Origin of the sequence: Rhodophyticola sp. CCM32, from assembly GCF_004751985.1 — a bacterium.
Lineage (GTDB): Bacteria > Pseudomonadota > Alphaproteobacteria > Rhodobacterales > Rhodobacteraceae > Rhodophyticola.
Window position 1 is genome coordinate 1,343,287 of sequence record NZ_CP038492.1, and the last position, 25,491, is coordinate 1,368,777.

General features: G+C 59.9%; 21 protein-coding genes and 1 tRNA gene. 11 read left to right on the forward strand and 11 right to left on the reverse strand.

Annotated elements, in window-relative coordinates; all coding sequences use genetic code 11:
- Positions 1 to 54 precede the first annotated feature (54 nt).
- The 5 genes from gluQRS to gyrA form a co-directional block, all read right to left on the reverse strand.
- The gene (gluQRS, locus tag E2K80_RS06625) at positions 55 to 924 is read right to left on the reverse strand and encodes a tRNA glutamyl-Q(34) synthetase GluQRS (RefSeq protein ID WP_135373884.1); all 870 of its coding nucleotides are present in this window, start codon (positions 922 to 924) and stop codon (positions 55 to 57) included.
- Positions 921 to 1,520, reverse strand: coding sequence for a class I SAM-dependent DNA methyltransferase (locus E2K80_RS06630; protein WP_135373886.1), 600 nt, complete (start codon positions 1,518 to 1,520; stop codon positions 921 to 923). Before E2K80_RS06630 ends, gluQRS begins: the two co-directional genes overlap by 4 nt.
- Before the next feature lie 122 nt (positions 1,521 to 1,642).
- Positions 1,643 to 2,998, reverse strand: coding sequence for a methylenetetrahydrofolate--tRNA-(uracil(54)-C(5))-methyltransferase (FADH(2)-oxidizing) TrmFO (trmFO, locus tag E2K80_RS06635; protein ID WP_135373888.1), 1,356 nt, complete (start codon positions 2,996 to 2,998; stop codon positions 1,643 to 1,645).
- A gap of 72 nt (positions 2,999 to 3,070) precedes the next feature.
- Positions 3,071 to 3,661 (reverse strand): DoxX family protein, encoded by a 591-nt coding sequence (locus tag E2K80_RS06640; protein WP_135373890.1) that lies wholly within the window; start codon positions 3,659 to 3,661, stop codon positions 3,071 to 3,073.
- 217 nt (positions 3,662 to 3,878) lie between these two features.
- Positions 3,879 to 6,629, reverse strand: coding sequence for a DNA gyrase subunit A (gene gyrA, locus E2K80_RS06645; protein ID WP_210405436.1), 2,751 nt, complete (start codon positions 6,627 to 6,629; stop codon positions 3,879 to 3,881).
- A gap of 195 nt (positions 6,630 to 6,824) precedes the next feature.
- Here gyrA and E2K80_RS06650 point away from each other — a divergent pair, with 195 nt between their 5' ends.
- On the forward strand, positions 6,825 to 7,094 hold the full coding sequence (locus tag E2K80_RS06650) for an usg protein (RefSeq protein WP_135373892.1): 270 nt from the start codon (positions 6,825 to 6,827) through the stop codon (positions 7,092 to 7,094).
- Between the two features lie 85 nt (positions 7,095 to 7,179).
- Here the strand turns inward: E2K80_RS06650 and rocF are convergent, their stop codons facing one another.
- Both rocF and E2K80_RS06660 read right to left on the reverse strand, forming a co-directional pair.
- The gene (gene rocF, locus E2K80_RS06655; protein ID WP_135373894.1) at positions 7,180 to 8,112 is read right to left on the reverse strand and encodes an arginase; all 933 of its coding nucleotides are present in this window, start codon (positions 8,110 to 8,112) and stop codon (positions 7,180 to 7,182) included.
- A 105-nt stretch (positions 8,113 to 8,217) separates the two neighbouring features.
- Positions 8,218 to 8,466: a recombinase family protein gene (locus E2K80_RS06660; protein WP_238475672.1), complete on the reverse strand. Its 249-nt coding sequence runs from the start codon at positions 8,464 to 8,466 to the stop codon at positions 8,218 to 8,220.
- A gap of 771 nt (positions 8,467 to 9,237) precedes the next feature.
- Between E2K80_RS06660 and E2K80_RS06665 the strand changes: the two genes are divergently transcribed.
- Complete coding sequence (locus tag E2K80_RS06665) at positions 9,238 to 10,260, forward strand: hypothetical protein (protein WP_135373896.1); 1,023 nt, start codon at positions 9,238 to 9,240, stop codon at positions 10,258 to 10,260.
- Positions 10,261 to 10,337: 77 nt separating this feature from the next.
- Positions 10,338 to 10,484: a hypothetical protein gene (locus tag E2K80_RS19065; RefSeq protein ID WP_168193121.1), complete on the forward strand. Its 147-nt coding sequence runs from the start codon at positions 10,338 to 10,340 to the stop codon at positions 10,482 to 10,484.
- 488 nt (positions 10,485 to 10,972) lie between these two features.
- Here E2K80_RS19065 and E2K80_RS06670 read toward each other — a convergent pair whose 3' ends face one another.
- Together E2K80_RS06670 and E2K80_RS06675 are read right to left on the reverse strand one after the other, a co-directional pair.
- On the reverse strand, positions 10,973 to 11,452 hold the full coding sequence (locus E2K80_RS06670) for a disulfide bond formation protein B (protein WP_135373898.1): 480 nt from the start codon (positions 11,450 to 11,452) through the stop codon (positions 10,973 to 10,975).
- Positions 11,449 to 12,027 carry a YqaA family protein gene (locus E2K80_RS06675; protein ID WP_135373900.1) on the reverse strand — a complete coding sequence of 193 codons (579 nt, stop codon included), beginning with the start codon at positions 12,025 to 12,027 and terminating at the stop codon, positions 11,449 to 11,451. Before E2K80_RS06675 ends, E2K80_RS06670 begins: the two co-directional genes overlap by 4 nt.
- A gap of 276 nt (positions 12,028 to 12,303) precedes the next feature.
- Here E2K80_RS06675 and E2K80_RS06680 point away from each other — a divergent pair, with 276 nt between their 5' ends.
- From E2K80_RS06680 to E2K80_RS06715, 8 genes are all read left to right on the forward strand, one after another.
- Positions 12,304 to 13,365: a TRAP transporter substrate-binding protein gene (locus tag E2K80_RS06680; protein ID WP_135373902.1), complete on the forward strand. Its 1,062-nt coding sequence runs from the start codon at positions 12,304 to 12,306 to the stop codon at positions 13,363 to 13,365.
- Positions 13,366 to 13,431: 66 nt separating this feature from the next.
- Positions 13,432 to 14,520, forward strand: a complete 1,089-nt coding sequence (locus tag E2K80_RS06685) for a glycoside hydrolase family 88 protein (protein ID WP_135373904.1) — start codon at positions 13,432 to 13,434, stop codon at positions 14,518 to 14,520.
- Positions 14,521 to 14,650: 130 nt separating this feature from the next.
- The gene (locus tag E2K80_RS06690) at positions 14,651 to 15,889 is read left to right on the forward strand and encodes a flavin-dependent oxidoreductase (protein ID WP_135373906.1); all 1,239 of its coding nucleotides are present in this window, start codon (positions 14,651 to 14,653) and stop codon (positions 15,887 to 15,889) included.
- 35 nt (positions 15,890 to 15,924) lie between these two features.
- Positions 15,925 to 16,419 (forward strand): TRAP transporter small permease, encoded by a 495-nt coding sequence (locus E2K80_RS06695; protein ID WP_135373908.1) that lies wholly within the window; start codon positions 15,925 to 15,927, stop codon positions 16,417 to 16,419.
- 85 nt (positions 16,420 to 16,504) lie between these two features.
- Positions 16,505 to 17,872 carry a TRAP transporter large permease gene (locus tag E2K80_RS06700; protein WP_135373910.1) on the forward strand — a complete coding sequence of 456 codons (1,368 nt, stop codon included), beginning with the start codon at positions 16,505 to 16,507 and terminating at the stop codon, positions 17,870 to 17,872.
- A gap of 97 nt (positions 17,873 to 17,969) precedes the next feature.
- Positions 17,970 to 18,054 (forward strand) — tRNA-Leu (locus tag E2K80_RS06705).
- Between the two features lie 565 nt (positions 18,055 to 18,619).
- Positions 18,620 to 18,814: a hypothetical protein gene (locus E2K80_RS06710; protein ID WP_135373911.1), complete on the forward strand. Its 195-nt coding sequence runs from the start codon at positions 18,620 to 18,622 to the stop codon at positions 18,812 to 18,814.
- A complete protein-coding gene (locus E2K80_RS06715) occupies positions 18,807 to 22,175 on the forward strand; it encodes a Hint domain-containing protein (RefSeq protein ID WP_168193122.1) in 3,369 nt (1,122 codons plus the stop codon). Before E2K80_RS06710 ends, E2K80_RS06715 begins: the two co-directional genes overlap by 8 nt.
- Positions 22,176 to 22,385: 210 nt before the next feature.
- On the opposite strand, the gene E2K80_RS06720 is transcribed toward E2K80_RS06715, so the two are convergent.
- Positions 22,386 to 22,985, reverse strand: coding sequence for a nucleotidyltransferase family protein (locus E2K80_RS06720; protein ID WP_274379278.1), 600 nt, complete (start codon positions 22,983 to 22,985; stop codon positions 22,386 to 22,388).
- A gap of 52 nt (positions 22,986 to 23,037) precedes the next feature.
- Complete coding sequence (locus E2K80_RS06725) at positions 23,038 to 25,452, reverse strand: GcvT family protein (RefSeq protein WP_135373917.1); 2,415 nt, start codon at positions 25,450 to 25,452, stop codon at positions 23,038 to 23,040.
- Positions 25,453 to 25,491: the final 39 nt, after the last annotated feature.

Here is a 25,491-nt window from a genome sequence, read left to right on the forward strand (position 1 = left end):
CACTCGGGACGCCTCCGGCGGGCGTATTTTCGACAAGAAGAAGCGGGCGGGGTTTCAGAGGCCGAGTTCGCTGCGGATATCCTGCGGGCTGGCGCCTTCGGCGCGATAGGTGGCGATGGCGCGGGCATCATCGCGTTTGGCCAGACGTTTGCCCGCCGCGTCGCGGATCAGCCGGTGATGATGGTAGATCGGTCTGGGCAGTTGGAGCAGGTCCTGCAACAGGACATGGATTGCGGTCGCTGCGGACAGATCGGCGCCGCGAATGACATGGGTGATCTGCTGTTCTGCATCATCCAGCACAACCGACAGGTGGTAAGATGTGCCTATATCGCGGCGGGCGAGAATGATATCGCCCAGCTGATGGATCAGCATCTCCGGGGATATCCTGATCTGGCCGGAGGGCAGGCTGTCGCCGGTTTCCTCATAGCTCAGCACCGGATCGCCCAGATGGGCAAGGGCGGCGCGGATGTTCAGGCGCAGCGCGGCCTGATCCGCCATGGGCGTGGCGCGGGCCTGATCCGGGGGCAGGCGGCAGGTGCCGGGATAGACCAGCCCATCGGGGCCGGTGGGCAGCTTGGCGCCTTCCTGCGGGGCGTCAAGCGCGGCGCGGATATCTGCGCGGTTGCAGTGGCAGGGATAGACAAGGCCAAGGGTATGAAGATGCCTCAGGGCGCTGTGATAGGCGCCCATCCGGCTGGATTGGCGCAGAACCGGCTCGGGCCAGCAGAGGCCAAGCCAGGCGAGATCGTCGAAAATCTGCGCCTCCCATTCCGGGCGGGCGCGGCTGCGGTCGATATCTTCGATCCGCAGGAGAAAGCGGCCTTCATTCCGCCGGGCCAGACCCTGCGCCAGCAATGCGGAATAGGCATGCCCCAGATGCAGGGGGCCGGTGGGGGATGGGGCGAAACGGGTGGTGAATGTCACGTCTTCTCAAGAACATACACGGTGGACTTGATGCCGATGCCGGGCAGGTGGTCGCCATGTTCCTCAAACAGCAGGCGCACCGCGCCACTGTCGCGGGCGGTTTGCAGCTTTGCGGGATAGTCCGGGATGTCGAGGGCGTGATCATTGAAGGAGAAAACCAGACGCCCGCCCGGATCAAGCAGGGCGAGGCAGGTATCAAACAGGTCCGGCGGGGCCGCCCCGGGGCCGATCACACCAACCGCGGCAATGGCGGCATAGGGGTGGGGCGGCACTGCATCCGCTGGAAAAAGATCGCGGTAGACCCCGACTGCGCGGGCCTGTTCCAACATCTCGGGCGACAGATCACAGCCATCAAGCGTTGCAAAACCCTGCGCCGCAAGCGCCACACCGGACAGCCCGGTGCCGCAGCCCATATCAAGGATCGGGGCGGTCAGCGGCAGGCCGGTCGCCTTCAGGGCCGCAGCACAGCGCGCAGGTGTGGCATAGCCGTTTTCGCCAACCTCGGCATCATAGGTCCTGGCCCATTTGTCGTAATAGCTGCGCACGGCCCCGGGACCATCAAGATCGTAGACGTCTTTGAGATATCCATCACTCATGAAGATATTCTAGGCACTGGGTCAGGCTGCGTCCAGTGCCGCCTAAAGCGTTTCGACTTTATGTTGAAACGCCTTTCGCTGCCTTTCGCCTTTGGCTCAAACGCGAAAGCCGTTCCACTGCTTCAATGTAAAGTCGAAACGCTATAGCCCAGCCAGTCGCTCCAGGCCTGTTTGGCCCGGTCCGTATAGGCCTTGTAGCGGTCCCTGCGCCCGCGCCGCCCGGCTTTCAGCCCGGGGACGGGGGGGAACAGGCCGAAATTCACATTCATCGGCTGAAATGTCCTGGCCTCGGCCCCGCCGGTGATGTGATGGATCAGTGCGCCCATGGCGGTGACCTGGGGGATCGGGGGCAGGGATTGCCCGATAAGCTCGGCGGCGGCAAGACGACCGGCCAGCAGCCCCATGGCGGCGGATTCCACATAGCCCTCAACCCCGGTGATCTGACCGGCAAAGCGGATATGGGGTTTTGAACGCAGGCGCATCTGATCGTCAATCAGGGTCGGTGAATTGAGAAATGTGTTGCGATGGATCCCGCCAAGCCGCGCGAAACGGGCATTCTCCAACCCCGGGATCATTTTGAAAACAGTGGCTTGCGCGCCGTATTTCATCTTGGTCTGAAAGCCGACGATATTATAAAGCGTGCCCAGTTTGTTGTCACGGCGCAGTTGAACAACCGCATGCGCCTTCACCTCGGGCTGATGCGGGTTGGTCAGGCCCACCGGTTTCATCGGGCCGTAGCGCAGGGTTTCGCGGCCCCGTTCGGCCATCACCTCGATCGGCAGGCAGCCATCGAAATAGCCGGCGGTTTCCCCCGGTTTGAACGCGGTTTTGTCTGCGGTCAGCAGCGCGTCGATGAAGGCCTCATACTGATCGCGGTCCATCGGGCAGTTGAGATAGGCGGTGCGTTCTTCCTCGGTCTCACCCTTGTCATAACGCGACTGCATCCAGGCTTTGGACATGTCGATGCTGTCTGCATAGACAATGGGGGCGATGGCATCGAAGAAGGCCAGACTGTCCTGCCCGGTTTCCGCAGCAATGGCTTGGGCCAGGGCGCCGGAGGTCAGCGGGCCGGTGGCGATGATCACCGGGCCGTCTGCGGGCAGGGTGGTCACCTCCTGCTCTGACAAGGTGACCAGCGGGTGGCGGCGCAGACGGTCATCGACGGCGGCGGCAAACGGCTCCCGGTCGACGGCAAGGGCGCCGCCGGCGGGCAGGCGGTGCCGGTCGGCCATCTCCATGATCAGCCCGTCGGCGGCGCGCATTTCCCAATGCAGAAGCCCGACGGCATTCTGTTCGCTGTCATCGGAACGAAAGGAGTTGGAGCAGACCATTTCCGCCAGATGGCCGGTCTGATGGGCAAATGTGCCGGTTTCGGGCCGCATTTCGTGGATCACAACAGGCACGCCCGTATTCACCGCCTGCCAGGCGGCTTCGGATCCGGCCATGCCGCCGCCGATGATATGCAGGGGTCTGCTCATGGGCAGGGGATAGCGGGCCCGCGCGGCGAAGAAAACCCCGGGCGGGCCCGTCATCGCCCCGCGAGGATGTCTTTATGAGGTCTTCGGGTCGGGTGGCTCACGAAAGACGATGTCGATCGGAGCCTGGTCTTTGCGCAAGCGCCAGATTTTGCGGGCCGGGGCGGCGGCGGGGTGCGGCGCGCTGCCCTCCACTGTGGTCTCGTCCATCCGCTGACTGGCGCTGGTCGCGGCAGATTGCACCCGGCGCGGCCTCACCCTGCGCCGGATCGCCTGATTCAGCCGGGGATCGTAATGGGATTTATCCGCATAGGTCAGCATCAGCGCTGCAATCAGCGCCAGATCGCGCCAGAAATCGCCCAGTTCTTCCTGAAGCCCAAGTTCCAGCATTTTGATGTAAGAGGCAAAAAACGTCATCAGCCCAAGAAGCAGGGCTGCGCCGCGCATCCAGACACCGATCATCACCAGATAGGCGAGGCCAAAGACGATGGCGGCGGCCAGTGCTGCATCAAGCCCCGGCGGCATGACCCGCGAGGTCAGCGGTGTCAGGTCGGTGCCCGGGATCAGTTGCAGGGCGGCCGCAAGAAAATAGGAGGCGATCAAAATCCGCAGAAGATTTTGCGCCGTTTTGCCGTTTGTCACGCGATTGGCCGTGCCCTGAACCATGAAATCTTTCCCCACTATGCGCGATGGAGGATGGACAACCTGACATGGAAAGCCATCGCAACAATTCACGCCTAAGCAAAGTATTGTCGACGAATCGGGCAGTATTGTGTGCGGAATGAGGAAATAAAATATCCACCAGACCCGCCAATCCAGTCCAGGAAGACGCGGCGCCGGGCATGTGTGTTGCAAGGATAGGGCGCGGGGAAGGGCGCGCAGGTCAGTCTTCGGCGGGCGTGTCGTCCTCTTCTTCTCCCTGATCGGCGATCCAGGCGACGCTGACCACAACCTCGCCTTTGGCGGTGTCGAACACCTTGACGCCCCCGGCGCTGCGCGACCGGAAGGATATCCCCTCAACCGGTACGCGAATGGATTGCCCGGTGGAGGTGGCGAGCATGATCTGGTCGTCCATCTCAACCGGGAAACTGGCAACCAGCGGCCCGCCGCGCATGGCCCTGTCGATAGCGGCAACACCCTGACCGCCACGGCCGCGCACCGGATAATCATGGGAGGAGGAAAGCTTGCCCGAGCCGCCGGCGGTGATGGTCAGGATCAGATCTTCATGCGCCGACATCTCGGCATAGCGTTCCTGGGTCAGGGCCAGATCGCCGCTGGCGTCTTCATCTTCATCCGTTACATCAACATCATCCGCCAAACCCGCCATTGCACGGCGCATTTTCAGATAGGCGGCGCGTTCATCTGCGCTGGCCTCGAAATGCCGGATCACCGCCATGGAGACAACCTTATCCGTCCCCGACAGGCGAATACCGCGCACGCCGGTGCTGTCGCGGCCCTTGAAGACGCGCACATCACTGGTGCGGAACCGGATCGCGCGGCCCGCATCGGTGACCAGCATCACGTCATCCTCTTCGGTGCAGATCCGGGCATTGACCAGTTGTACCGAACCGTCATCGGGCAGTTTCATCGCGATCTTGCCGTTTGCTTTCACATTGGTGAAATCGCTAAGCTGGTTGCGCCGTGTATCGCCTGCCGTGGTGGCAAAGACGATCTGCAATTCATCCCAATGGTCTTCATCCCGGTCCACGGGCATCACTGCGGCAATGCCGACGCCGGTGGGGATTGGCAGGATGTTGACCACGGCCTTGCCGCGCGCCGTGCGCCCGCCCTGGGGCAGGCGCCAGGTTTTCAGCTTGTAGACCATGCCATCCGTGGTGAAGAACAACAGCGGTGTGTGCGTGTTGGCCACAAATAGCGTGGTGACCACGTCATCCTCTTTGGTCGCCATGCCGCTGAGACCCTTGCCGCCGCGCCGCTGCGCGCGAAACTCGGCCAGGGGCGTGCGTTTGATATAACCGCCTGCGGTGATCGTCACGACCATGTCTTCGCGTTCGATCAGGTCTTCATCATCCATATCGCCGGACCAGTCGACAATCTCGGTCCGGCGAGGCACGGCGAATTGTTCCTTCACCTCGGCCAGTTCGGCGGAAATGATTGCCATGATCCGGTCGCGCGAGGCAAGGATGGCCAGGTAATCCTTGATCTTCTCGGCCAGCTCCCGCAGCTCGTCGGTCACTTCCTTGACGCCGATCTGGGTCAGCCGCTGCAGGCGCAGTTCCAGGATCGCGCGGGCCTGGGTCTCGCTGAGATTATAGGTGCCGTCCTCATTCATCTTATGGGTCGGGTCGTCGATCAGGCGGATGTAATCGGCGATCTCCCCGGCGGGCCAGCGGCGGGTCATCAGGGCTGTGCGGGCCTCTGCCGCATCGGCAGATTTGCGAATGGTTGCAACGACTTCGTCCACATTGCTGACAGCTACAGCCAGACCGCAAAGGATATGCGACCGTTCCCGCGCCTTCATCAGCTCATGGGCGGTGCGCCGGGCCACGACTTCTTCCCGGAAATCCAGGAAGGCGGTCAGGAAACCGCGCAGCGTCAACTGTTCGGGCCGCCCGCCATTCAGCGCCAGCATGTTGCAGCCGAACGAGGTCTGCATCTGGGTGAAGCGGAACAACTGGTTCAGAACCACCTCGGCGGTGGCATCGCGGCGCAGTTCGACCACCACGCGCACGCCCACACGGTCCGATTCATCCTGCACGGCAGAAATGCCGTCGATCTTTTTCTCCCGCACCAGCTCGGCGATCTTCTCGATCATGCTGGCCTTGTTCACCTGATAGGGAATCTCATCCAGAACAATGGCATAGCGGTCTTTCCTGATCTCCTCGATCCGGGTTTTCGCGCGGATGACAACGCTGCCGCGCCCTTCCAGATAGGCCTTGCGCGCGCCGGATCGGCCCAGAATGATGCCGCCGGTGGGAAAATCCGGCGCGGGCACATAGTCAATCAGTTCCTCACTGCTCAGATCCGGGGTTACGATCAGCGCCTGACAGGCGTCAATCACCTCGCCCAGGTTATGGGGCGGGATATTGGTGGCCATGCCTACGGCGATGCCGCCCGCCCCGTTGACCAGCATATTGGGGAAACGCGCGGGCAGGACCGTGGGCTCCTGATCCTTGCCGTCGTAATTGTCCTGAAAATCGACCGTATCCTTGTCGATATCGGCCAGAAGGAAGGCCGCAGGCTTGTCCATCCGCACTTCGGTATAGCGCATGGCGGCCGGGTTATCCCCGTCCATCGAACCGAAATTGCCCTGGCCGTCCAGCAGTGGCAGGGACATGGAAAAATCCTGCGCCATGCGCACCAGTGCATCGTAAATGGCACCGTCCCCATGGGGGTGGTATTTGCCCATCACATCGCCCACCGGCCGGGCCGATTTGCGGTAGGATTTGTCATGGCTGTTATTGGTCTCATGCATCGCATAGAGGATGCGACGATGCACCGGTTTCAGCCCGTCCCGCAGGTCGGGAATGGCGCGCGAGATGATCACCGACATGGCATAGTCGAGGAACGAGGTTTTCATCTCCTCGGAAATGCCGATGGACGGGCCCGTGTATTCCGGGCGCTCGGGCGCGGTTTCATCCATGTTTTCAGGGGGTTCTGGCGTGTCAGTCACGCGGATATGCTCGCTTTTTGCTGCGTCTATATTTTGTTGCCATGCAGTATAGCTTCAACTGGATATGGGGTGCAATGGGCGATGCATCATCGTGCTGGCAGCCGGACCACGTGGCTGATAACGGATTGTTTTTCTTGAATCTTAGCGAACATCTGGCAGAGTTTATCTATCAAGGGACCAGACAAGAGGTGCCCAATGGCAGAAACCGAAACCGAGCTGATGTTGAAGGGTTATGGGTTGACCACGGCGGAAATGTGCTATCGCATGCCGGATTTTCGCAGTGTTCTCAATACTTTCGTCTGGCAGGATTATGATCTTGCGCCGGATTATCCGCGACTCTTCAAATTCATCGAGTTCTGGCAGGATGAAATCGAAGGCCCGTTGCATTCCGTGCGATTCACCCATCGCAAGATGATTGCGCCGGGGGAATGGCGCAATGTGGTGGGGGAATTCCCGCTGCACTGAGGGGGATTGCGGCCGGACGATCCGCCGCATCATCGCATCGACCGGGCCGAAGGGCACAAGGCGTGGTCCTAGGGGGCCGGCAGGTTTATGCGGCAAAGCTCCGTGTCGGGCGGTCGAAGACGCGCCGGCCCATCAGCGAGGCGGTCAGATCCACCATCAGCGAGGCGGTGCGGCCGCGTTCATCCAGAAAAGGGTTCAGTTCCACAAGGTCGAGAGAGGTGACCAGCCCGCTGTCATGGAGGATTTCCATCACCAGATGCGCCTCCCGAAACGTCGCGCCGCCGGGCACGGTGGTGCCGACCGCAGGGGCAATGCCCGGGTCAAGAAAATCCACATCCAGCGAGACATGCAGAAACCCGTTAACTGTAGCCACCTTCTCCAGAAAGGCGCGAAGCGGGGGCGCAACCCCGTATTCGTCAATGGCGCGCATGTCATGGGCGGCGATACCGGTCTGGCCCAGCATCTCGTTTTCCTGCCGGTCGACCGATCGCAGACCCAGAATGCAGACCTGATCCTGCGGGATCGGCGCGGGCATCGGCGGGAAAGCCTCGAAGCCTGCGCGCCCCGTGGCATAGGCAACCGGCGTGCCATGCAGATGGCCGGATGTGGTGGTGTCCGGCGTGTGCATATCCGCATGGGCATCAAGCCAAAGCAGGAATTGCGGGCGGCCCGCGCGGGCCGCATGGCTGGCCACACCGGCGACCGTGCCAAGCGACAGGCTGTGATCGCCGCCAAGGAAGATCGGAAAGCCCCGGGCCATGGCATCGCGCGCGGCCTCTGTCAGGGCCTCGGTCCAGGCGATGGTTTCGGCCAACCCGTGCAGGGCCGGGTTTGCGGCGGTCACCGGGCGCAATGGGGCGGGCGCAATATTGCCCAGATCCTCGGGGCTTGCGCCCAGGCTGGCCAAAGTGTCGGCCAGACCGGCAGTGCGATAGGCATCGGGGCCCATCAGGCACCCGGCGCGGCGTTTGCCGCTATCGACCGGCGCACCGATCAAAAGGCAGTTTGGGTGAGGCATGTCAGCTCCGTTCGGGTCGCGTTTTGCGGAGAAGACCCGCAAAACGGGTTGAATAAAACCGTTCAGATTGCGCAATATGGATAAAATATTACCAAACCGCAGGGGTTACCCGCACCACGCTTTTTGATTGCGTCCACAATGTCGAGAAGATCGCGCAAGGCGATCATACTTCGTCACCACCACCATGTCACCATCGCGGAGCTGGTCGAGCATCTTGTCCAGCTCTGGCCGTTTGGCCTTCACGCCGCTCAAGGTTTCGGAGAATATGCGCTTTGCATCCACGCCAGCCAAGGCGTCATGCTGAGCATCTAAGCTCTGGTCATTTGTCGATACGCGGGCATAGCCAATAATCATGCTGCATGATGCCAAAAACCTTCCAAAACTCCAAACGTTTTGCCCCAGGTTTTTGGAACGCCTAAGCCACTGATCGCTCGCGCTCAGATTGCACGTGACAAAAACGACCGATTCAGATAGAAAATTTGCAACGATCTTAGAAAGATTATTGAGATGCGAATAGCTTGTTTGCTTTTGGGACTTCTGATTGGGAGCTCTCAATCTGCTATTGCATGGGAAGTCGCAGGTGACACACGATCAGCGGCGATTAGAATTTCATCTTCCGACGTTAGGTTCGGTTCTGAAGCTATGTCTAGAATTGAAGCATGGTTCGCAGTATCTTGCGAGAGAGATGATGATGGGGATGTCGTGCTGACTCCCCGCATTGACGTCCGCGTCCCTTTAAACTCCTCGTTGCGGCGCAGAAATATTAATAGAATTTCGGACGCCTTGGTTGTAGGTGACCGTACCGCACCTTCGAACGATCATAGGCTTTCGGTAGACTCACAATCTAGATCAATTCAAGGCAGCAGGTATGGCTCATTCACAGTTACTTCTGTTTCAGACAATGAGCCGGATTTTGACCAATCGCTCGCAACCCTTATATCTTCTCTTGGCAATAATACCGAATTCATCCTGATTTCCAGAAGTCAAAAAGAACGTGATTCAATAAGAATCATGTTTGAAACAGAAGATTCACGAAATCAATTCGAACATTTCGAGACTCTTTGCGATCAAACAACATAGGGCAAAATCATGGGAAGCAGAGGGCTTACTCCGGGCGAAATTGATATGGCGGCGGCGATTTTCGGAGACTCAATCGCTTACGGCGATGTTCGTGTGTATGATCGCGGTGCCATTGGGCTTCCATTATCGATTACAGCTCCCAACGGAAACATCTACTACCCGGAAAGATTATCAGCCTATTATAGCGATGACTTTTCTGCCCCCGGAGTGCATCCATTGGCCAAGGGGGTATTTATGCATGAGATGGGGCATGTTTGGCAAAATCATCAAGGTGTGAATGTCGTTCGAGAAAGAAACTTCAACAACGACTATGACTATTCAGATAAGCTGAACAACAGTGTTCCGTTCGGTGAATGGGGAATAGAAGAGCAGGCGGAATATCTAGCGGATGTGTATAGAGCGCAAAACGGATACTCTCTTGGCCGCGCAGTTAACCAGTCATACACATTAGAAGAGCTTCTCACCGTTGATACCGGCATTCCCAATTTGCAGGCTCTGGTTGATAGCAGCAGTGCGCCCACATCTTCCCTCCGCCCAGTCCCCCGCCCTGAATACTGTTTCCTGCACGACTCCAAAGTGCAGATGTGGCCGCTCGACCCGTCGATCAAACCGCGTCTGGATGGCAGCTATGACGAAGAGCTGGTGCTCTCGAAGGTCTGGTATAAGCGCCAAGACCAAATGCAAGCCGGTGATCTCGTTGTCTCCTACGACAAGCGGGGACGTCTGCAACCGGGTCGAGTAACCCGCACTATGACCAACAGCTCCACGCATATTCTGGATTTCTGGGGCACGGGCACCACGCCCGGCCATGCGTATCACTGCGCCGATGGCCCGCTCGGCTGTGACGCTGGAAGATATCTACCTCGCCAACGAATGGGAGCAGATCGGCACACGGATGCCCGCGCCGGACAGCTTGGCGGGCTTCAATCCCAACAGCACGATGAAGCGGTCAAAGCCAAAGCCGAACATCCCGCCTGCCTTCGCCAACCGCCCGGATGCGCCCACAGCCAAAAACCGGGCACAAGCGCCCCGCACATGCGTCGGCCTCGCCTTCCGCGCCATCTATGAACCGCAAACAGCGCAAGGCCATGGAAGCCAAGCAACGCAAAGCGACCAAGATGCGGAAAAAAGCGGCGGGCTGACACATGAGCGATGACGATAACGATAACGATGATCTGCAATATGTCGAAGAATATCCGGTTTTTGACCGTGTGACCTCAAAGTTCGAGTGGCGCAAACGGCCATCCGAGCCGCCTCAGCAAAAGTACACGACTTACGGCTTTAAAGTCTAAGGTGGCATGAGCTTCATTGCTGGCGGTGTTCGCTGCAAAAACACGCCTGATTAAAGCACCCTGCCTTAAACTTGAATCACAAATACCCTGCCACGCTTCGCGTTCTCGGGACATTTGTGATGCGCGATGTCTCAGGTTTAAGGCAGCATGCTATAATTCAGCTCTGCCCAACATCAAGCAGAGGGATTTTCCTCCTGCCCACGCCTCGTTCGAGGCTTACAATCGGCGATGCAGAACCGTGGCATAAAAAGGCGCTGCGCTGCTCCTTTTGACACCAGAACTGTGCAAAGTCGCATGACGCTCAAGCGAACGCGGCGAGGGCAGGGCGAGAAGCGCCCACCCCATGGGGGCGGGTCGGGCGCTGCCCGGCGGTGCCGTCGGGCAGGAGCATTATGACCGTGTCCGAATATCTATCAGCGGCTATGGTTTTGGCACGGGCGGCGCGGAAGTTGCCGGATCATGCCGGGGCCTTACTGGCCCCTCGCGGCTCAACCGATGGTGCGGTTGCGGCTGGCGGCAGCGAACCAGATCAGCGCCAGCGCCAGACAGGCCAGACCGTTCCAGCTTGCCATGGACAGGCCGACCATCTCCCATGAGACCTGATCACACAGAACGATCCGCGGGCCGGTATCGGTGGCCAGAAGATCCGCCGCCGACATCGCGCCCAGATCCTGCGCCGCAGCACCGGTGCAGCTTTGCGGCCCCTCCCACCAGTCTTTTTCAACCCCTGTATGGAACAGGGCCAGCCCCGCATTTCCCAGCATGGTCAGCCCGCCAAGCACCGCGATCAGGGTTGAGGGAAGCGCAGCACCCAAAGCGCCAAGGGCGATGGCCGCCATATGGGGCCAGCGCTGCCAGAGGCACATCGCACAAGGGGCCAGACCGCCGATATATTCAAACCCGTAGGCGGCCAGCAGCAGGCCCGCCGATCCTAGCCCGGCCAGAAGGATCAGGCTGCGGCGTGTCATAGAAACCTCACCACATAGAACCCGCCCATAAGAAGGATCACGAAGAGGATGAACATCAACCCCAGCCGGCGTTCGATGAAATCGCGAATGGGGGCTCCGTATTTCCACAGCAGGCCCGCCACGATGAAAAACCGCAATCCGCGCGCCACCAGTGAGGTGACCATGAAGGTGACCAGCGGCAGGCCGGTCCAGCCGGACATGATGGTGATCACCTTATAGGGGAAAGGTGTCAGCCCCGCGATCAGAACCGGCCAGAACCCCAGATCATTGAACCTTGTGTTGAACGCGGCCATGGCGTCGGCCTTGCCAAGTGCGGCCAGGATCGGCTGGCCCAGTTGGTCATAGAAGAAATAGCCGATGCCATAGCCGACAAGCCCGCCCAGAACCGAGGAGACAAGACAGACGCCTGCAATCACAAAGGCCCGGTGTGGCGCGGCTAGGATCATCGGGATCATGATCAGATCGGGCGGGATCGGAAAGAAGGAGCTTTCCGCGAACGATACCAGGGCCAGCGCCCAGAACGCATGTCTGTGGCCCGCCAGCCCCAGGGTCCAGTCATATAGCCGCCGGATCATCGCCGCCCTTTCCCGTGTTCCTGCCTGTTCCCGCCGCGATGCCGCATTGACCGGGCGCGGTCAACCGGGCGGATAAAAATCTGGTGACAAACTCGACCAGTTGGTTGAAAGTAAATCTCTACGGATAAACCATTGAATATGGGTGTTACACCAAATGTAGATGTTCGTGAAAGGCGTTGGCGGCATAAACCGGCCGAGCAAGCACCCCTTGTGGAGGAGACAAGGGCTGCACAAACAAGGGTCGCGGACGGGCTTTCACATCTTGGGAGGATAAATATGACTATGACGCTGAAGATGGCGGCAATCGGGCTGGCCGCCCTGGGGCTGGGGGCTATGGGCTCTGCCGGAGCCGCAAAGGCAGATGCAGAGGTAACATTGCGCTGCCAGCATTTCCTGTCGCCGATGGGCTCGGTTCCACGGTTCTTTATGGAACCATGGGCGGCGGCCATCGAAGAGCAATCGGGCGGGCGGATCGACGTTGAGCTTTATCCCGCGATGCAGCTTGGTGGCGCCCCGCCCGCGCTTTATGATCAGATCCGTGATGGTGTGATTGATTGCGGATGGGCTATTCCGGCCTATACGCCGGGCCGTTTCCCCGAGGCTGAGGCGATGGAACTGCCTTTCATGACCTCGATGTCGGCCGAAGCATCAAGCCGTGCGGCCTGGGATTATACGCAGCAATACCTGGCCGATACCCGGTTTTCCGATGTCCATCTGATGGCCGTGCATGTGCATGGGCCTGGTGTGATCCATCTTAATGGTGATCCCATTGTCGAGGTGGAGGATTTCAACGGGTTGCAGTTGCGTGGCCCCTCGCGTCAGGCGAATGCATTGCTGGAACGTCTGGGGGCCACACCGGTTGGTATGCCGGTGCCGGCCTTCCCCGAGGCCCTGTCGCGCGGCGTGGTTGATGGCGGTGTGATCCCCTGGGAGGTTGTGCCGGCGCTGCGTGTTGAGGAACTGGCCAACAGCCACACCCAGATCGGCGGTGACCGGGCGCTCTATAACACCTATTTCATCTGGGCGATGAACCCTGACAGCTATGCCGCGCTGCCCGATGATCTCAAGGCGGTGATCGACGCCAATTCCGGCCTTGAGACATCAGCCTGGGCCGGGCGTGCGATGGATGAGGGCGATGATCTGGCCTTTGACGCCATCACCGCGCGCGGCAACACGATTGTCACGCTGAGTGATGAGGTCGTCGGGGAATTGCAGGTCGTGGGTGAAGAGGTCACCGCGGACTGGATTGCGGAGATGGACGGGCTTGGCCTGCCCGGCGCGCAGATGGTCGAAGATGCCCGCGCGCTGGTGGATCAATACAGCACGACCGCGCAGTGATCATTGCACCGGGCGCTGCGCTTTGACGCGTGGCGCCCGGGTTTTCGCTTCAGAACAGGGGATCTGATGCAACATTCCGCCATGCTTTCCGCCCTTCTGGCCCGCGTCGAGGAGACCCGCGCCATGATCGGTTCCGCCTGGCCCTATCACGCCGACCCCGAGACCGGGATCTGGGAAACCGTGCCCGATGGCGACTGGTGTGGCGGGCATTGGGTGGAATGCCTGCGGATTGCGGGGCGTCTGGAGGGGCGGCCCGAGCTGATCGAGGAGGCCCGGGAGCGCACCGAATGGCTGCGTCCGAAGCTGGAAAAAGACGATCAGTTTCGCGGCCACAGATTCTATTATTCCGCCGCACGGCTCTATGCCGAAACCGGCGATCCGCAGTTGCGAGCCCTTGCGCTGGCTGCGGCCTATGCCCTGCGCGCCATGGCGATCCCGCAAAACGGTGCGATGCCGATCGGCCATGAGGTGCAGGTGAAATCAACCACGCTGGCCTCGCGCCGGATCGTGGCGGTTGACAATGTGCATCCCAATCTGCGGCTGGATTTCTGGGCCGCACGTGAGCTTGGCGATCCGGTTTTTGAGGCCGGCGCGCGCGCCATGCTGGATGTCACGATCCGCGATTTCCTGCGCGATGATGGTTCGACCGTCGAATTTATCGAATATCACCAGACAGATGACCGTATCCTGCGCCATTTCACCCTGCTTGGCATCCATGATGACAGTTGCTGGAGCCGTGGCCAGGCATGGGCCATTGCGGGCTTTCTGCGGGGCTGGCAGGAATTTGGCGACACCCGCTATCGTGACGCCGCGCGCGCCACGTTCGGCTATTGGCGCGACAAGGTCGGCGACGTGGCGCCACCCTGGGATTTTGAGGATCCTGACGGGCCGGTTGATACATCGGCCAGCGCGATTGTTGTAGAACAGCTTGCGCGCATGGCTGTCTCATGGGGGAATGCCGAGGCGCGCGAAGTGACAGGGCATTTGCCGCAAATGCTTGATGCGCTGGCCACACATATGCGGCCCGGGGGGCGCCTTGTGGACGGGTGTTTCAACCGGCCCCGCAATTTTGCGGACCGGTCAGAGTTGATCTGGGGCACGGCCTATCTTCTGATGGCGTTGAGCTATCTTGAAGAGGGTCGGGTGCCATGTTGAATACGGAAGGGTTTCGGGTGGGCCACCGGCCCCCTGCCTTCCGGTCGGGGCAGGGGGGAGGCTGCCCTGACGCTTACCTTTCAGGTATCTGCCTGTCTGCGGTCGGCGGCCTGAAACGGGGGCTTTGCCGATGACCGTACTGATTGCCGGGGCCGGCATCGGCGGGCTGACCCTGGGGTTGTCCCTGCATCAGCAGGGCATTCCCTTCCATATCGTCGAGGCGGTTGAAAAGCTGCGCCCGATGGGCGTGGGGATCAACCTGCAACCCCATGCGGTGCGGGAGCTGTTTGAGCTTGGGCTGGAACCGGAGCTGGATGCGATTGGCCTGCGCACGGAAGAGGTGGCCTATTTCTCGGCCCGGGGGCAATCGATCTGGTCGGAACCCAGGGGGATGGATGCGGGCTATCACTGGCCGCAATATTCGATCCATCGCGGGGCATTGCAGATGCTGCTGTTCAGAACGCTGGTGGACCGTGCCGGAGCCGGGGTGATCCAGACCGGCGCGGCGCTGACAGGGTGGGATGAAGACCGCCATGGTGTGTGGGTGCATCTGGCCAACCGGAAATCCGGGACTGCGCTGGACGATGTGCATGGAGAGGTGCTGATCGCCTGTGATGGCATCAACTCTGTCGCGCGCGCCCGGCTTTATCCGGATGAGGGCGCGGCTGTCTGGAGTGGCACGATGATGTGGCGGGGGGTGACCGATGGCCCCCGGTTTCTGACCGGCCGCTCAATGGCCATGGCGGGCCGCTCGGCGCAGAAATTCGTCTGTTATCCGATGCAGGATCATGGGGATGGCCGGATGCGGATCAACTGGATCGCGGATCTCGCCCTGCCGCCGGACAGTGACTGGACCCGGGAGGGACGGTTGAGCGATTTTGCCCCGGCCTTCGCGGATTGGCAGTTTGACTGGCTGAACATCCCCTGGCTGATCCACCATGCCGACCGGATCTGGGAATTTCCGATGGTCGACCGGGATCCGTTGCCCGCCTGGTCCTTTGGGCGGGTGACACTGCTTGGCGATGCGGCCCATGCGATGTATCCGATCGGGTCAAACGGGGCGAGCCAGGCGATCCTGGATGCCCGCGTCCTGACCCGGGAACTGCTGCGCCACGGGCGCGGGGCCGCCGCCTTGCAGGCCTATGAGGCGGACCGGCGCGAGACGGTGAATGCCCTGGTTCTGGCCACGCGCGGTGACGGGCCCGACACGGTTCTCGATATCGTGGCCGAACGTGCCCCTGACGGGTTCGGAAAGATTGACGATGTGATGAGTGCAGCAGACCTGCGGGATGTCGCGGCACGCTATAAGTCGGTTGCGGGCTTCGATATAGACATATTGAATGCACGCGCGCCGCTTATCGAGTTTTAAGAGTGGTTTGGGAAGAACGGGGACACGTAAGCAATATGGGACTGGCACCCGGATGGGAGGCGGCCACCGGCCGTCTGATGGAATATATGGCCCGCAGGCTGGCCTATGGGGGTGGCTTTGTGTTGTCGGTGCTGGCGCTGATGGTCTGCGCCTCGATCCTTGGGCGGGCTCTGGACGGGGTTGGCCTGTCACCGATCACCGGCGATTATGAACTGGTCGAGGCGGGCTGTGCGATTGTCGTTTTCGCCTTTCTGCCCTGGTGTCAGCTGAAGCGCGGCCATGTGTCGGTGGATATTGTGATGCAGCATCTGCCGCCCCGGGTCACGGCATTTTCCGGGCTGGTGGGGGATATCCTGCTGACCGTTGTGGCCTATGTGATCCTCTGGCGGCTCTGGCTGGGGTTCGGAGAGAAATTTCCCTATGGCTCGGATACGTTCAGGGGGGTGTCGGGTTCGGGCCGCGGCCGTTTTTTCCCGAAACCACCTATGAACTGGAGATTCCGACCTGGATTCCCTATGGCCTGTCGGTGATCGGCGCGGCGCTGTTCTTTCTGGTGGCGCTTTACACGGTCTGGCGGGCGTTCAACTGGCTTTGCGCCGGGCGGGAGGCCGCGACATGACCGGGCTGGAACTGGCAATCATCGCCTTTGCCCTGATGCTGGTGGCGATCTTTCTCAGGGTGCCGATTGGCGTGGCGATGGCGGTGACCGGCTTTGTCGGCACATGGATCGTGCTGGGCCGGCCCTCCGCCCCGCTGAGCCAGCTGAAATCGCTGACCTATGACACTTTCTCGAATTACAACCTGTCGATTGTGCCGCTGTTCCTGCTGATGGGTCAGTTCGCGATGAAATCCGGCATGTCGGGCGCGTTGTTTCAGGCCGCATCCGACTGGCTGGGCCATCGCAGGGGCGGGGTGGCCATGGCCGCCGTGGGCGCCTGTGCCGGGTTCGGCGCGGTCTGTGGCTCATCGCTGGCCACGGCCTCGACCATGGGGCAGGTGGCGCTGCCCGAGATGCGCAAACGGGGCTATTCCGACAGTCTGAGCACCGGGGTTCTGGCCGCAGGCGGCACCCTTGGCATCCTGATCCCGCCATCGATCATTCTGGTGATCTATGCGATCCTGGCGCAGCAGAATATCGTGAAGATGTTCGTGGCGGCGCTGATCCCCGGCATTCTGGCAGCCCTTGGTTACATGCTGACCGTTGCAATCTATGTGCGCCTGCGCCCCGGGGCGGCGACCACGGCGGCGCGGGTGCCGATCGCGCATCGTGTCAGGACGATGCTGGCGATCTGGCCGGTGGTGGTGATCTTCGGTCTGGTCATGGGCGGCATCGCGGCCGACTGGAACTGGGCGCAGGACGGGGTGCAGGCGCTGTTCACCCCGACCGAGGGTGCGGCAGTGGGCGCGGTGGCCACGGGCATTTACGGTCTTTTCACCGGCGGTCTGACCTGGAAAGGCTTTCTCGACAGCATTCTGGTCACGGCCCAGGCCACGGCGATGATCTTTTTCATCGTGCTGGGGGCGCAGATGTTCAACTCGTTCCTGGCCTTCACCCAGGCCCCGGCCGATCTGGTTGACTGGATCACGACCCGGGGGTTCGCCCCGCTTCTGGTGCTGGCGATCATGCTGGTGGCCTATCTGATCTTCGGCTGCGTGATGGACAGCCTGTCGATGATCCTGCTGACCATCCCGATCTTCTTCCCGATCATCCAGGCGCTGGATTTCACGATCCTGGGCTATGCCCTGACGCCGGAGGAGGCGGCGATCTGGTTCGGGATACTGGCGCTGATCGTGGTCGAGGTCGGGCTGATCACCCCGCCGGTGGGGATGAATCTGTTCATTATCAACTCGATGGCGCGCGACATTCCGATTGTGAAGACCTATGCGGGCGTGGCGCCTTTTGTCGCCTCTGACCTGATCCGGGTGGTGATCCTGGTCGCGTTCCCGGGTATCACGCTTTGGCTTGTGGGTGTGATGTTCTGACAGGCGCGCGGAACCCCCGGGTTTTCCGTGTGGAATTCTTGAGAATTCCTTCTGCCGTTGACGGCGCCCCGGTGCAGCGCTAGACGATGTTTTCTGGGCCCGAGTGGCGGAATTGGTAGACGCAGGGGATTCAAAATCCCCCGCCGCAAGGCTTGTCGGTTCGAGTCCGACCTCGGGTACCAGTCCAATGCAGTTGCAAATGCGTCGCGATTCGCGATTGAACAAGGGTTGATTTGCCGCAATGGGCGTCGGGCCGGACATTGCCGACATGTATTTCAGTAATTTCGCCGTGCATATTTAGGCTTGACTGGTGTGTATAGTGAACAGTCTGTTTCCAAATACGGATCAAAAGGTTGTTTCCGTACCTGAAACAGTAGGGAGAATATAGCCTTTTCGACCTATGGCCAACGGGCCGGATGCGCAGATTCCAGGCGGGCCAGACCTGTGCTAAGTCTCAGCTTTTAAATGTAAAAATATAAATACCACACTTTTGGGCACTGGAAACAATGTGACGCATAAATGCCTCGTTTTGGTACGATTTCCGCCCCGTTAACCTTTTGCTGGACATCTCGTTAACACTTTTCGTCCAATTTTCTCTTTCTTGGTTCCAGATGTTTGGCTATTGGTTTGTCAGCCCGACTGGGGGGCGATGTTTGTTTTGGTCATGGGGGCGGCCGCACATGACGCATCTGATTGATGCGGAGAGTGTGCGTACCGCTGTATTTTATAGTGCAACAGGTAACGCATATGTTCGACCTGAAGATGATTTATATCGTCTCGTCGGGCTGTCCGAGACAAACGGATCTCTTCTTTCAGTCAGTCTGCATGATCGTGCGCGCCGCTTTTTGCTGCAAGCATCGCTCGACCTGGGCGGATAATGGATTTCGCCAGTATCTGGTGCACGGCGTCGATGATGTCGCGATAGGAGAGAATGATGGCTAATAATTTTAATGAGTCCTTCGCGGCGAATCTTGTCGGCCTGTGGGATTTCCGCTCGGGGAGCGAAACCAAGGATACCGGCCTGGATGATGGTATTGCACAGGACGGGAAATTTCAGGACGGCGCACAGGCCAGTGCCGGACAGTTGCTTGTCGATGGCGACGAAGACCGCTTTGAAGTGGTGGGCGATGATAACCCGTTCGATCTGGCCCAGGGCACAATTATTGTCGAGTTCACACAAGATACTCATATTGGCGGTAGCCCTGACACGATTGTCAGCCGTGGGGAATATGACGACCGTGACGATGAAGGATATTTCGATCTGCACGTCACCGAGGACGGCGCTGTCGAAATACTGCATGTGATGCCGGACGGCTCGGAATCGGAGCTGAGCACCGCGGACGGTTTCTTCGACGAAGGCGATACGGTCAAAGCCTATTATGTCTGGGATGAGACAAGCGGTAACAAGCTGATTGTCGAAAATCTGACCAAAGGCACTGAAACCACTGTGGAAAGCTCTCAGACGGGCCTGACCATGGAGGTCGGTGACAATGATGACGAGAATTTCACCTTCGGGGCCCGGGAAGAAGACGGTAATGAATTCGACCGCTTTTTTGACGGCTCTATCGACTATGTCGCGATTTACGATGCGGATGTAACGGTTCCGATCACCGACATGATTGTCGAAGGCACAAGCGGCGATGACCTGATCGACGTCGCTTATGACGACGACCCGGATACACCGCCCGATATGATCGACAACGCTGTGGTCGATGGCACTGATGACGATACGGTCATCGCGGGTGACGGGGATGACACGGTCAAAGCCGGTGCCGGTGATGACCATGTCTCTGGCGAAGGTGGCGACGATGTTCTGGTCTATTCCGAGGGCGACGATACGCTGATCGGTGGCGAAACCGATGAAACCTCTGGCGATAAGCTGGATGCATCCGCTGAAACAGAGGATCTGACAGTCACCTTCACGGGGGACGAAGAAGGTACGATTTCGACCACCGAGGTTGCCGAGGCGGCGGCTGGCGGCGGCGGAGGGTTTAGCGGCTTCACGTCTGCTGATGGCGCAACGGTTGAAGGGGCTGGTACTGACCCTCTGGAATCGATTGTCACGCTGGAAGACGGGCGTGTGTTCCTGGTCAACCGCTATAACTTTGACGATTATGATGACTATAATACCGATGATGATCACGAAATTGATCTGAACCTGATCGCGGATCATGTCGACGAGGACGGTATCTGGGAATTTGTCGACAGCACGGGTGGCGAATTCCAGCTGAAATCTGTCGATGCGCGGGACGTGATGCTGCTGACGCGCGATGATGGCACGACCTATCTCATCGATCGCGACGAGTTCTCGGATTATGATAATTACTCGACCAATGGCGACAGCACGATTGATGTGTCGCAGATCGCGGCCAATGTCGATGATGACGGCATCTATCAGATCGTTGACAGCTCTGGCGGCGAATTCAAGATTTCGGCCGCGACCTATAACAATGAAGGTAAAGATGTCTTTGTTGCCCGTGACGACGGGACGGTTCTGAAGATCGACCTGACGAACCGGGAAACATATGAGGATCTGGACGGGTCCAGCAATGACAATGTCATCGACATTGAAGCCTTGTCCAACAATGTGAACACCAACAGTTCGATCTATGAATGGGTCGACAGCAGCGGCCAGACCTTCACGCTGGCGTCTCAGACAACCGGTGACAGCCGCGACTGGCTGGTGATCGAGCGCAGCGAAGGTGAGGTTCTGGTTGTCAGCAATGACAATGATGAAACGCTTGATCGGTATGATGCCAATGACAATGTGATCGACGTTGCAGATATCTCTGACAATGTCGGCGGCAACGTCGTTTACAAGTTCGTCGACTCGACCGGCGGCGATTTCAAACTGGTTCCGGTTGCCGGTGAAGAAGCTGTTTTCGCGGTGATGCGCGACGATGGTACGGCCTATCTTATTCACGGCAATAAGTTCGACCAGTATGACGGGTCTGGCGCAAACGACAATGTCATCGATATCGAAGACATCTCCAATAATGTCGGCAACAACGACATTTACCAGGTCATCGACAGCTCCGGCGGGGCGTTCTGGATTGGTTCGGGTGCCGAGGATAGCGACTTTTCCGATATCACCTTCTATCGCGAGGATGGCTCGGCGCTGAATGTCCGTTCTTTCTATCTGGAACAGGATGCTGACAAGGCCAATGGTGATGCAAATGACAACATCATCGACCTTGTGGATGTTGCGGCGGATCTGGATGATTCCACAAACGCCTATACCTATGACGCCGTGCCGACCGATGATGATCTGGGTGGCGCCGGCGATCCAGGTGACATCACCGAATTCTCCGAGATCGAGAATATCGAAACCGGCTCGGGCGATGACAAGGTCGATGCCTCGCAGGATACGGCCGGTCTTGGGATCAGCACAGGCGAGGGCGACGATACCGTCATCGGCGGTTCGGGCGATGATGAGATCACCGGCGGCGCGGGCGCTGATAATCTGAGCGGTGGCGGTGATCGCGATACCTTCCTTGGTGGCGATGATGGCGACAGTGTTGTCGGTGGTGAGACCGGCGATGATTTCGACACGCTGGATCTGACCGGGGCGGGCCCGCTGCGGGTGAATTTCGACGATGCGGTCGACCCGGATGGCACACCGGGCGAATCCGGCACCGTTACCTTCTATGACGGCAACGGGTTTGAACCGTCGAATGTCATCGGTGAGATGACCTTCGAAGAGATCGAGAATGTCATCCCCTGTTTCACCCCGGGAACGCGGATCGCGACACCGAAGGGTGAAGTGGCTGTTGAGGCCCTGCAGGAAGGTGACAAGATCATCACCCGCGATAACGGCATTCAGGAAATCCGCTGGATCGGCAGCCGCACCCTGCAACGTGCTGAACTGCGCCGCGCGCCCTATCTGCGCCCGGTTCTGATCCAGGCGGGAAGCCTGGGCGAAGGCCTGCCCGAGAGGGATATGATGGTTTCGCCGCAGCACCGGATGCTGGTGGCGGGTGATCGCACGCAGCTTTACTTTGAAGAAAGCGAAGTTCTGGTTGCCGCGAAACATCTGGTCAACCATGGCTCGGTCCAGTGGCTGGACCCGCTGCGCGCCACCTATATCCACTTCATGTTCGATCAGCATGAGGTTGTTCTGGCCGATGGGGCCTGGACTGAAAGCTTCCAGCCCGGGGATCAGACCCTTGGCGCCATGGGAAGCGGGACGCGCAATGAAATTCTTGAACTCTTCCCTGAGTTGAAGACGGTGGGTGGCCGCGACAACTATGTCGCTGCCCGCCGCAGCCTGAAAAGCCATGAGGCCAAGCTGATCATGCGCTGAGGCCGTCTGCGCCGGACAAAACAAGGCTCATCCCCCTCGCATCGCGCGTAAGATATCGCGACCGGGAGCGGGGATGGGCAGGATCGCAATGACCCGTATGTTCCATCTTTCGGGGGGGTCGGCGCGGGGGTCTTCAAGAGATATGCAGCAAGGGATCATGGCTTGTAAGGGGGCTTGCTGGTTTTGACCCGACCGAAAGGACGGCCTGTATTACAGGCCGTCCTTTTGCGTTGCGCGCCAGGCAGCCCAGTCTTCGGGTGTATCCAGATCGGTCAGGGCGCGATTGTCTTTCAGAGGGATCAGATGGGTGCGGTTTGTGTACGCATTCAGCACGGCCCGGGCGCCGGTGTCACCGACAAGTTTGCGCAGATCGGGAAACAGGTCTTCTGGAAACAGCACCGGGTGACCGGGGGTGCCGTCCCGCGATGCGGCGCGCAGAATGGATGTGGGGGATTGTGCGTGCAGCGCCAGCATCAGATGCAGATCATGGGCGGTGATCTCTGGCATATCGGCCAGTGTGATCAGGGCGGCTGACCCGGTCATATCGGCCAGCCCGGCAACAATCGAAGCGGCCATGCCTGAGCCTTCCGGGGCCTCGATGATCTGACACGGGATATCGGTCAGGGCGGCGCGGCGGGCGGTTTGATCCGGCCCAAGGATGACCCGCGTCACTCCGGCGCTGGTGCAGCGTTTTGCCATTCGGGTCAGCAACGGGGTGTCGTCAATGCGTTCCAGCAATTTGTCAGTACCGCGCATACGGGTTGCCCGACCGGCGGCGAGGAGCAGGATGACAGGGTCAGAAGACGAGATAAGAGGCCTCCGGCGGGCGTATTTCGGACAAGAAGAAGGGGGCCGCCCGGTATTACCCTCGCATACGGGCGCCATCGGCGTCAAAAAGCGGTGTGGTGATCAGGCGGGCTGGGCGCATATCCCCCAGGATTTCGATCTCGACGGGCAAGCCATCGGTGATGCGATCACTGGGCAGGAAGCCAAGCGCGACGGATTTCTGCGCGTGATGGGAATAGCCGCCGGAGGTGCAGAAGCCCTGCACCTTGCCGTCAAGCCAGATCGGTTCATAGGCGTTCACATCCGCATCTGTGGCGTCGACCTCGAAAGCGCAGAGCTTGCGGGCGGGGCCGGTGGCGCGGTCTGCCTCGGCGGCGGCGCGGCCGATGAACGCGGTGTTTTTGCGGAAACTGATGAACCGGTCCAGCCTGGTTTCGGCGGCGGTGTAGTCCGGGGAAAACTCGCTGAGCCAGGCCCCGAAGAATTTATCAAGCCGAAGCGACATCATCGCCCGCATGCCAAAGGGTTTCAGCCCGAAATCCTGCCCTGCCTTCCAGAGGCTGTGCCAAAGCTGGCATTGTTCCATCGCATCCACATAGATCTCATACCCCAGATCACCGGTATAGCTGACCCGTTGCACAAGGGCGGTGGACAGGCCGATTGTCAGCGGTTTGACATCCATGAAGCGGAAGGTTTCGGCGCTGACATCCTCAGCCGTTACGCTTTGCAGAAGCGCCCGCGCATTGGGTCCGGCAATCTGAAACCCGGTTCGGGTATCAGAGATGTTTGTGACATGAACATCCCCCTCCAACAGGCTGTCAAACCAGCGTAAATGGTAATCCTGTGCCCCATAGCTGGCAGTCAGCTGGAACCGGGTTTCGGTCAGGCAGGAGATGGTGAAATCACCGATCAACCGGCCATTCGGATTCAGCATCGGGCTGAGTGACAGGCGACCGGGGGCGGGGATGCGCCCGGCCATGACCCGGTCGAGCCAGACGCGGGCATCGGCCCCGGTGATCAGGTATTTGCCGAAATTCTGCACCTCATTGATGCCGACCGCATGGCGCACGGCTTTGACCTCACGGGCGGTGGCCGCAAACGCGTTGGAGCGGCGGAAGGAAGGTGTTTCATAACGCGGTTCCGCGCCTTCCGCGAAGTAATTTGCCACTTCCAGCCCGTATTGCTGGCCCCAGACCGCGCCCATCTGATCGAAAATACCGTGGACCGGTGTGGTGCGGAAGGGCCGCGCGGCGGGCAGTTCCTCATTGGGATAGGCGACGGAGAACCGGTTCCGGTAGTTTTCGACGACTTTCGGCAGGGTGTAGCCCGGCGTGATCCAGCGGCCGAAACGGGCCACATCCATGGCGAACACATCGCGGTCGGGCGCGCCTTCGACCATCCATTGCGCCAGGGTGAGGCCGACACCGCCGCCCTGGGAAAACCCCGCCATCACCCCGCAGGCCGACCAGTAATTGCGCAACCCGGGCACCGGGCCGACCAGAGGGTTCCCATCGGGCGCGAAGGTGAAAGGCCCGTGGATCACCGATTTCACGCCCGCGGTTTCCAGGATCGGAAAGCGCTTATAGGCAAAGGCGATACTGTCTTCGATCTTGTCGAAATCATCGGGCAGAAGCTCATGGCCGAAATCCCAGCGGGTGCCGCCCACGGCCCAGGGTTTGCAGGGCTGTTCATAGAAGCCGATGCACAGGCCACGGCCTTCCTGACGCAGATAGCTTTCCCCGGCCGGGTCCATCACATGGGGATGCTCGGCGTCGCGTTCATAGATCTCGGCAATCTCGTCGGTGACGATATACTGATGTTCCATCGGATGCAGCGGCAGGTAGATGCCCGCCATCGCGCCGACCTCACGGGCCCAGAGACCGGCGGCATTGACCACATGTTGGGCGTGGATCGTTCCCTTGTCGGTCACCACATCCCAGGTGCCATCGGCGCGCGGATTGGTCTCGCGCACCATGCAGTGGGTGACGATGTCGGCGCCGCCCATACGGGCGGCTTTGGCATAGGCATGGGTGGTGCCCGACGGGTCAAGATGGCCATCCAGCGGGTCATAGAGGCCCCCCAGAATCCCGTCGGTATTGGTGATGGGCGCAACCTGTCTGATCTCCTCGGGGCCGAGGATTTCGGTCTCCAGCCCCATGAACCGGTGTTTGGCGCGTTCGGCCTTCAGCATATCGAAACGCTCTTGCGTGTCGGCGAGCGTCACGCCGCCCACATGGTGGAGACCGCAGGACAGGCCGGTCAGTTCCTCCAACTCCCGGTAGAGGCGGATCGTATAGCCCTGAAGCGCGGCCATATTGGTGTCGCCATTCAGCGTATGAAACCCGCCCGCCGCGTGCCAGGTGGAGCCGGAGGTCAGGTCCGAGCGTTCCAGCAGCATCACATCGGACCAGCCAAGCTTGGTCAGATGATAAAGAACCGAGGCACCGATAACGCCGCCGCCGATGACACAGACCCGGGTGGTGGTTTTCATAAATATCGCCTCTTCCTGACCTGCAGACATCTGAGGGAG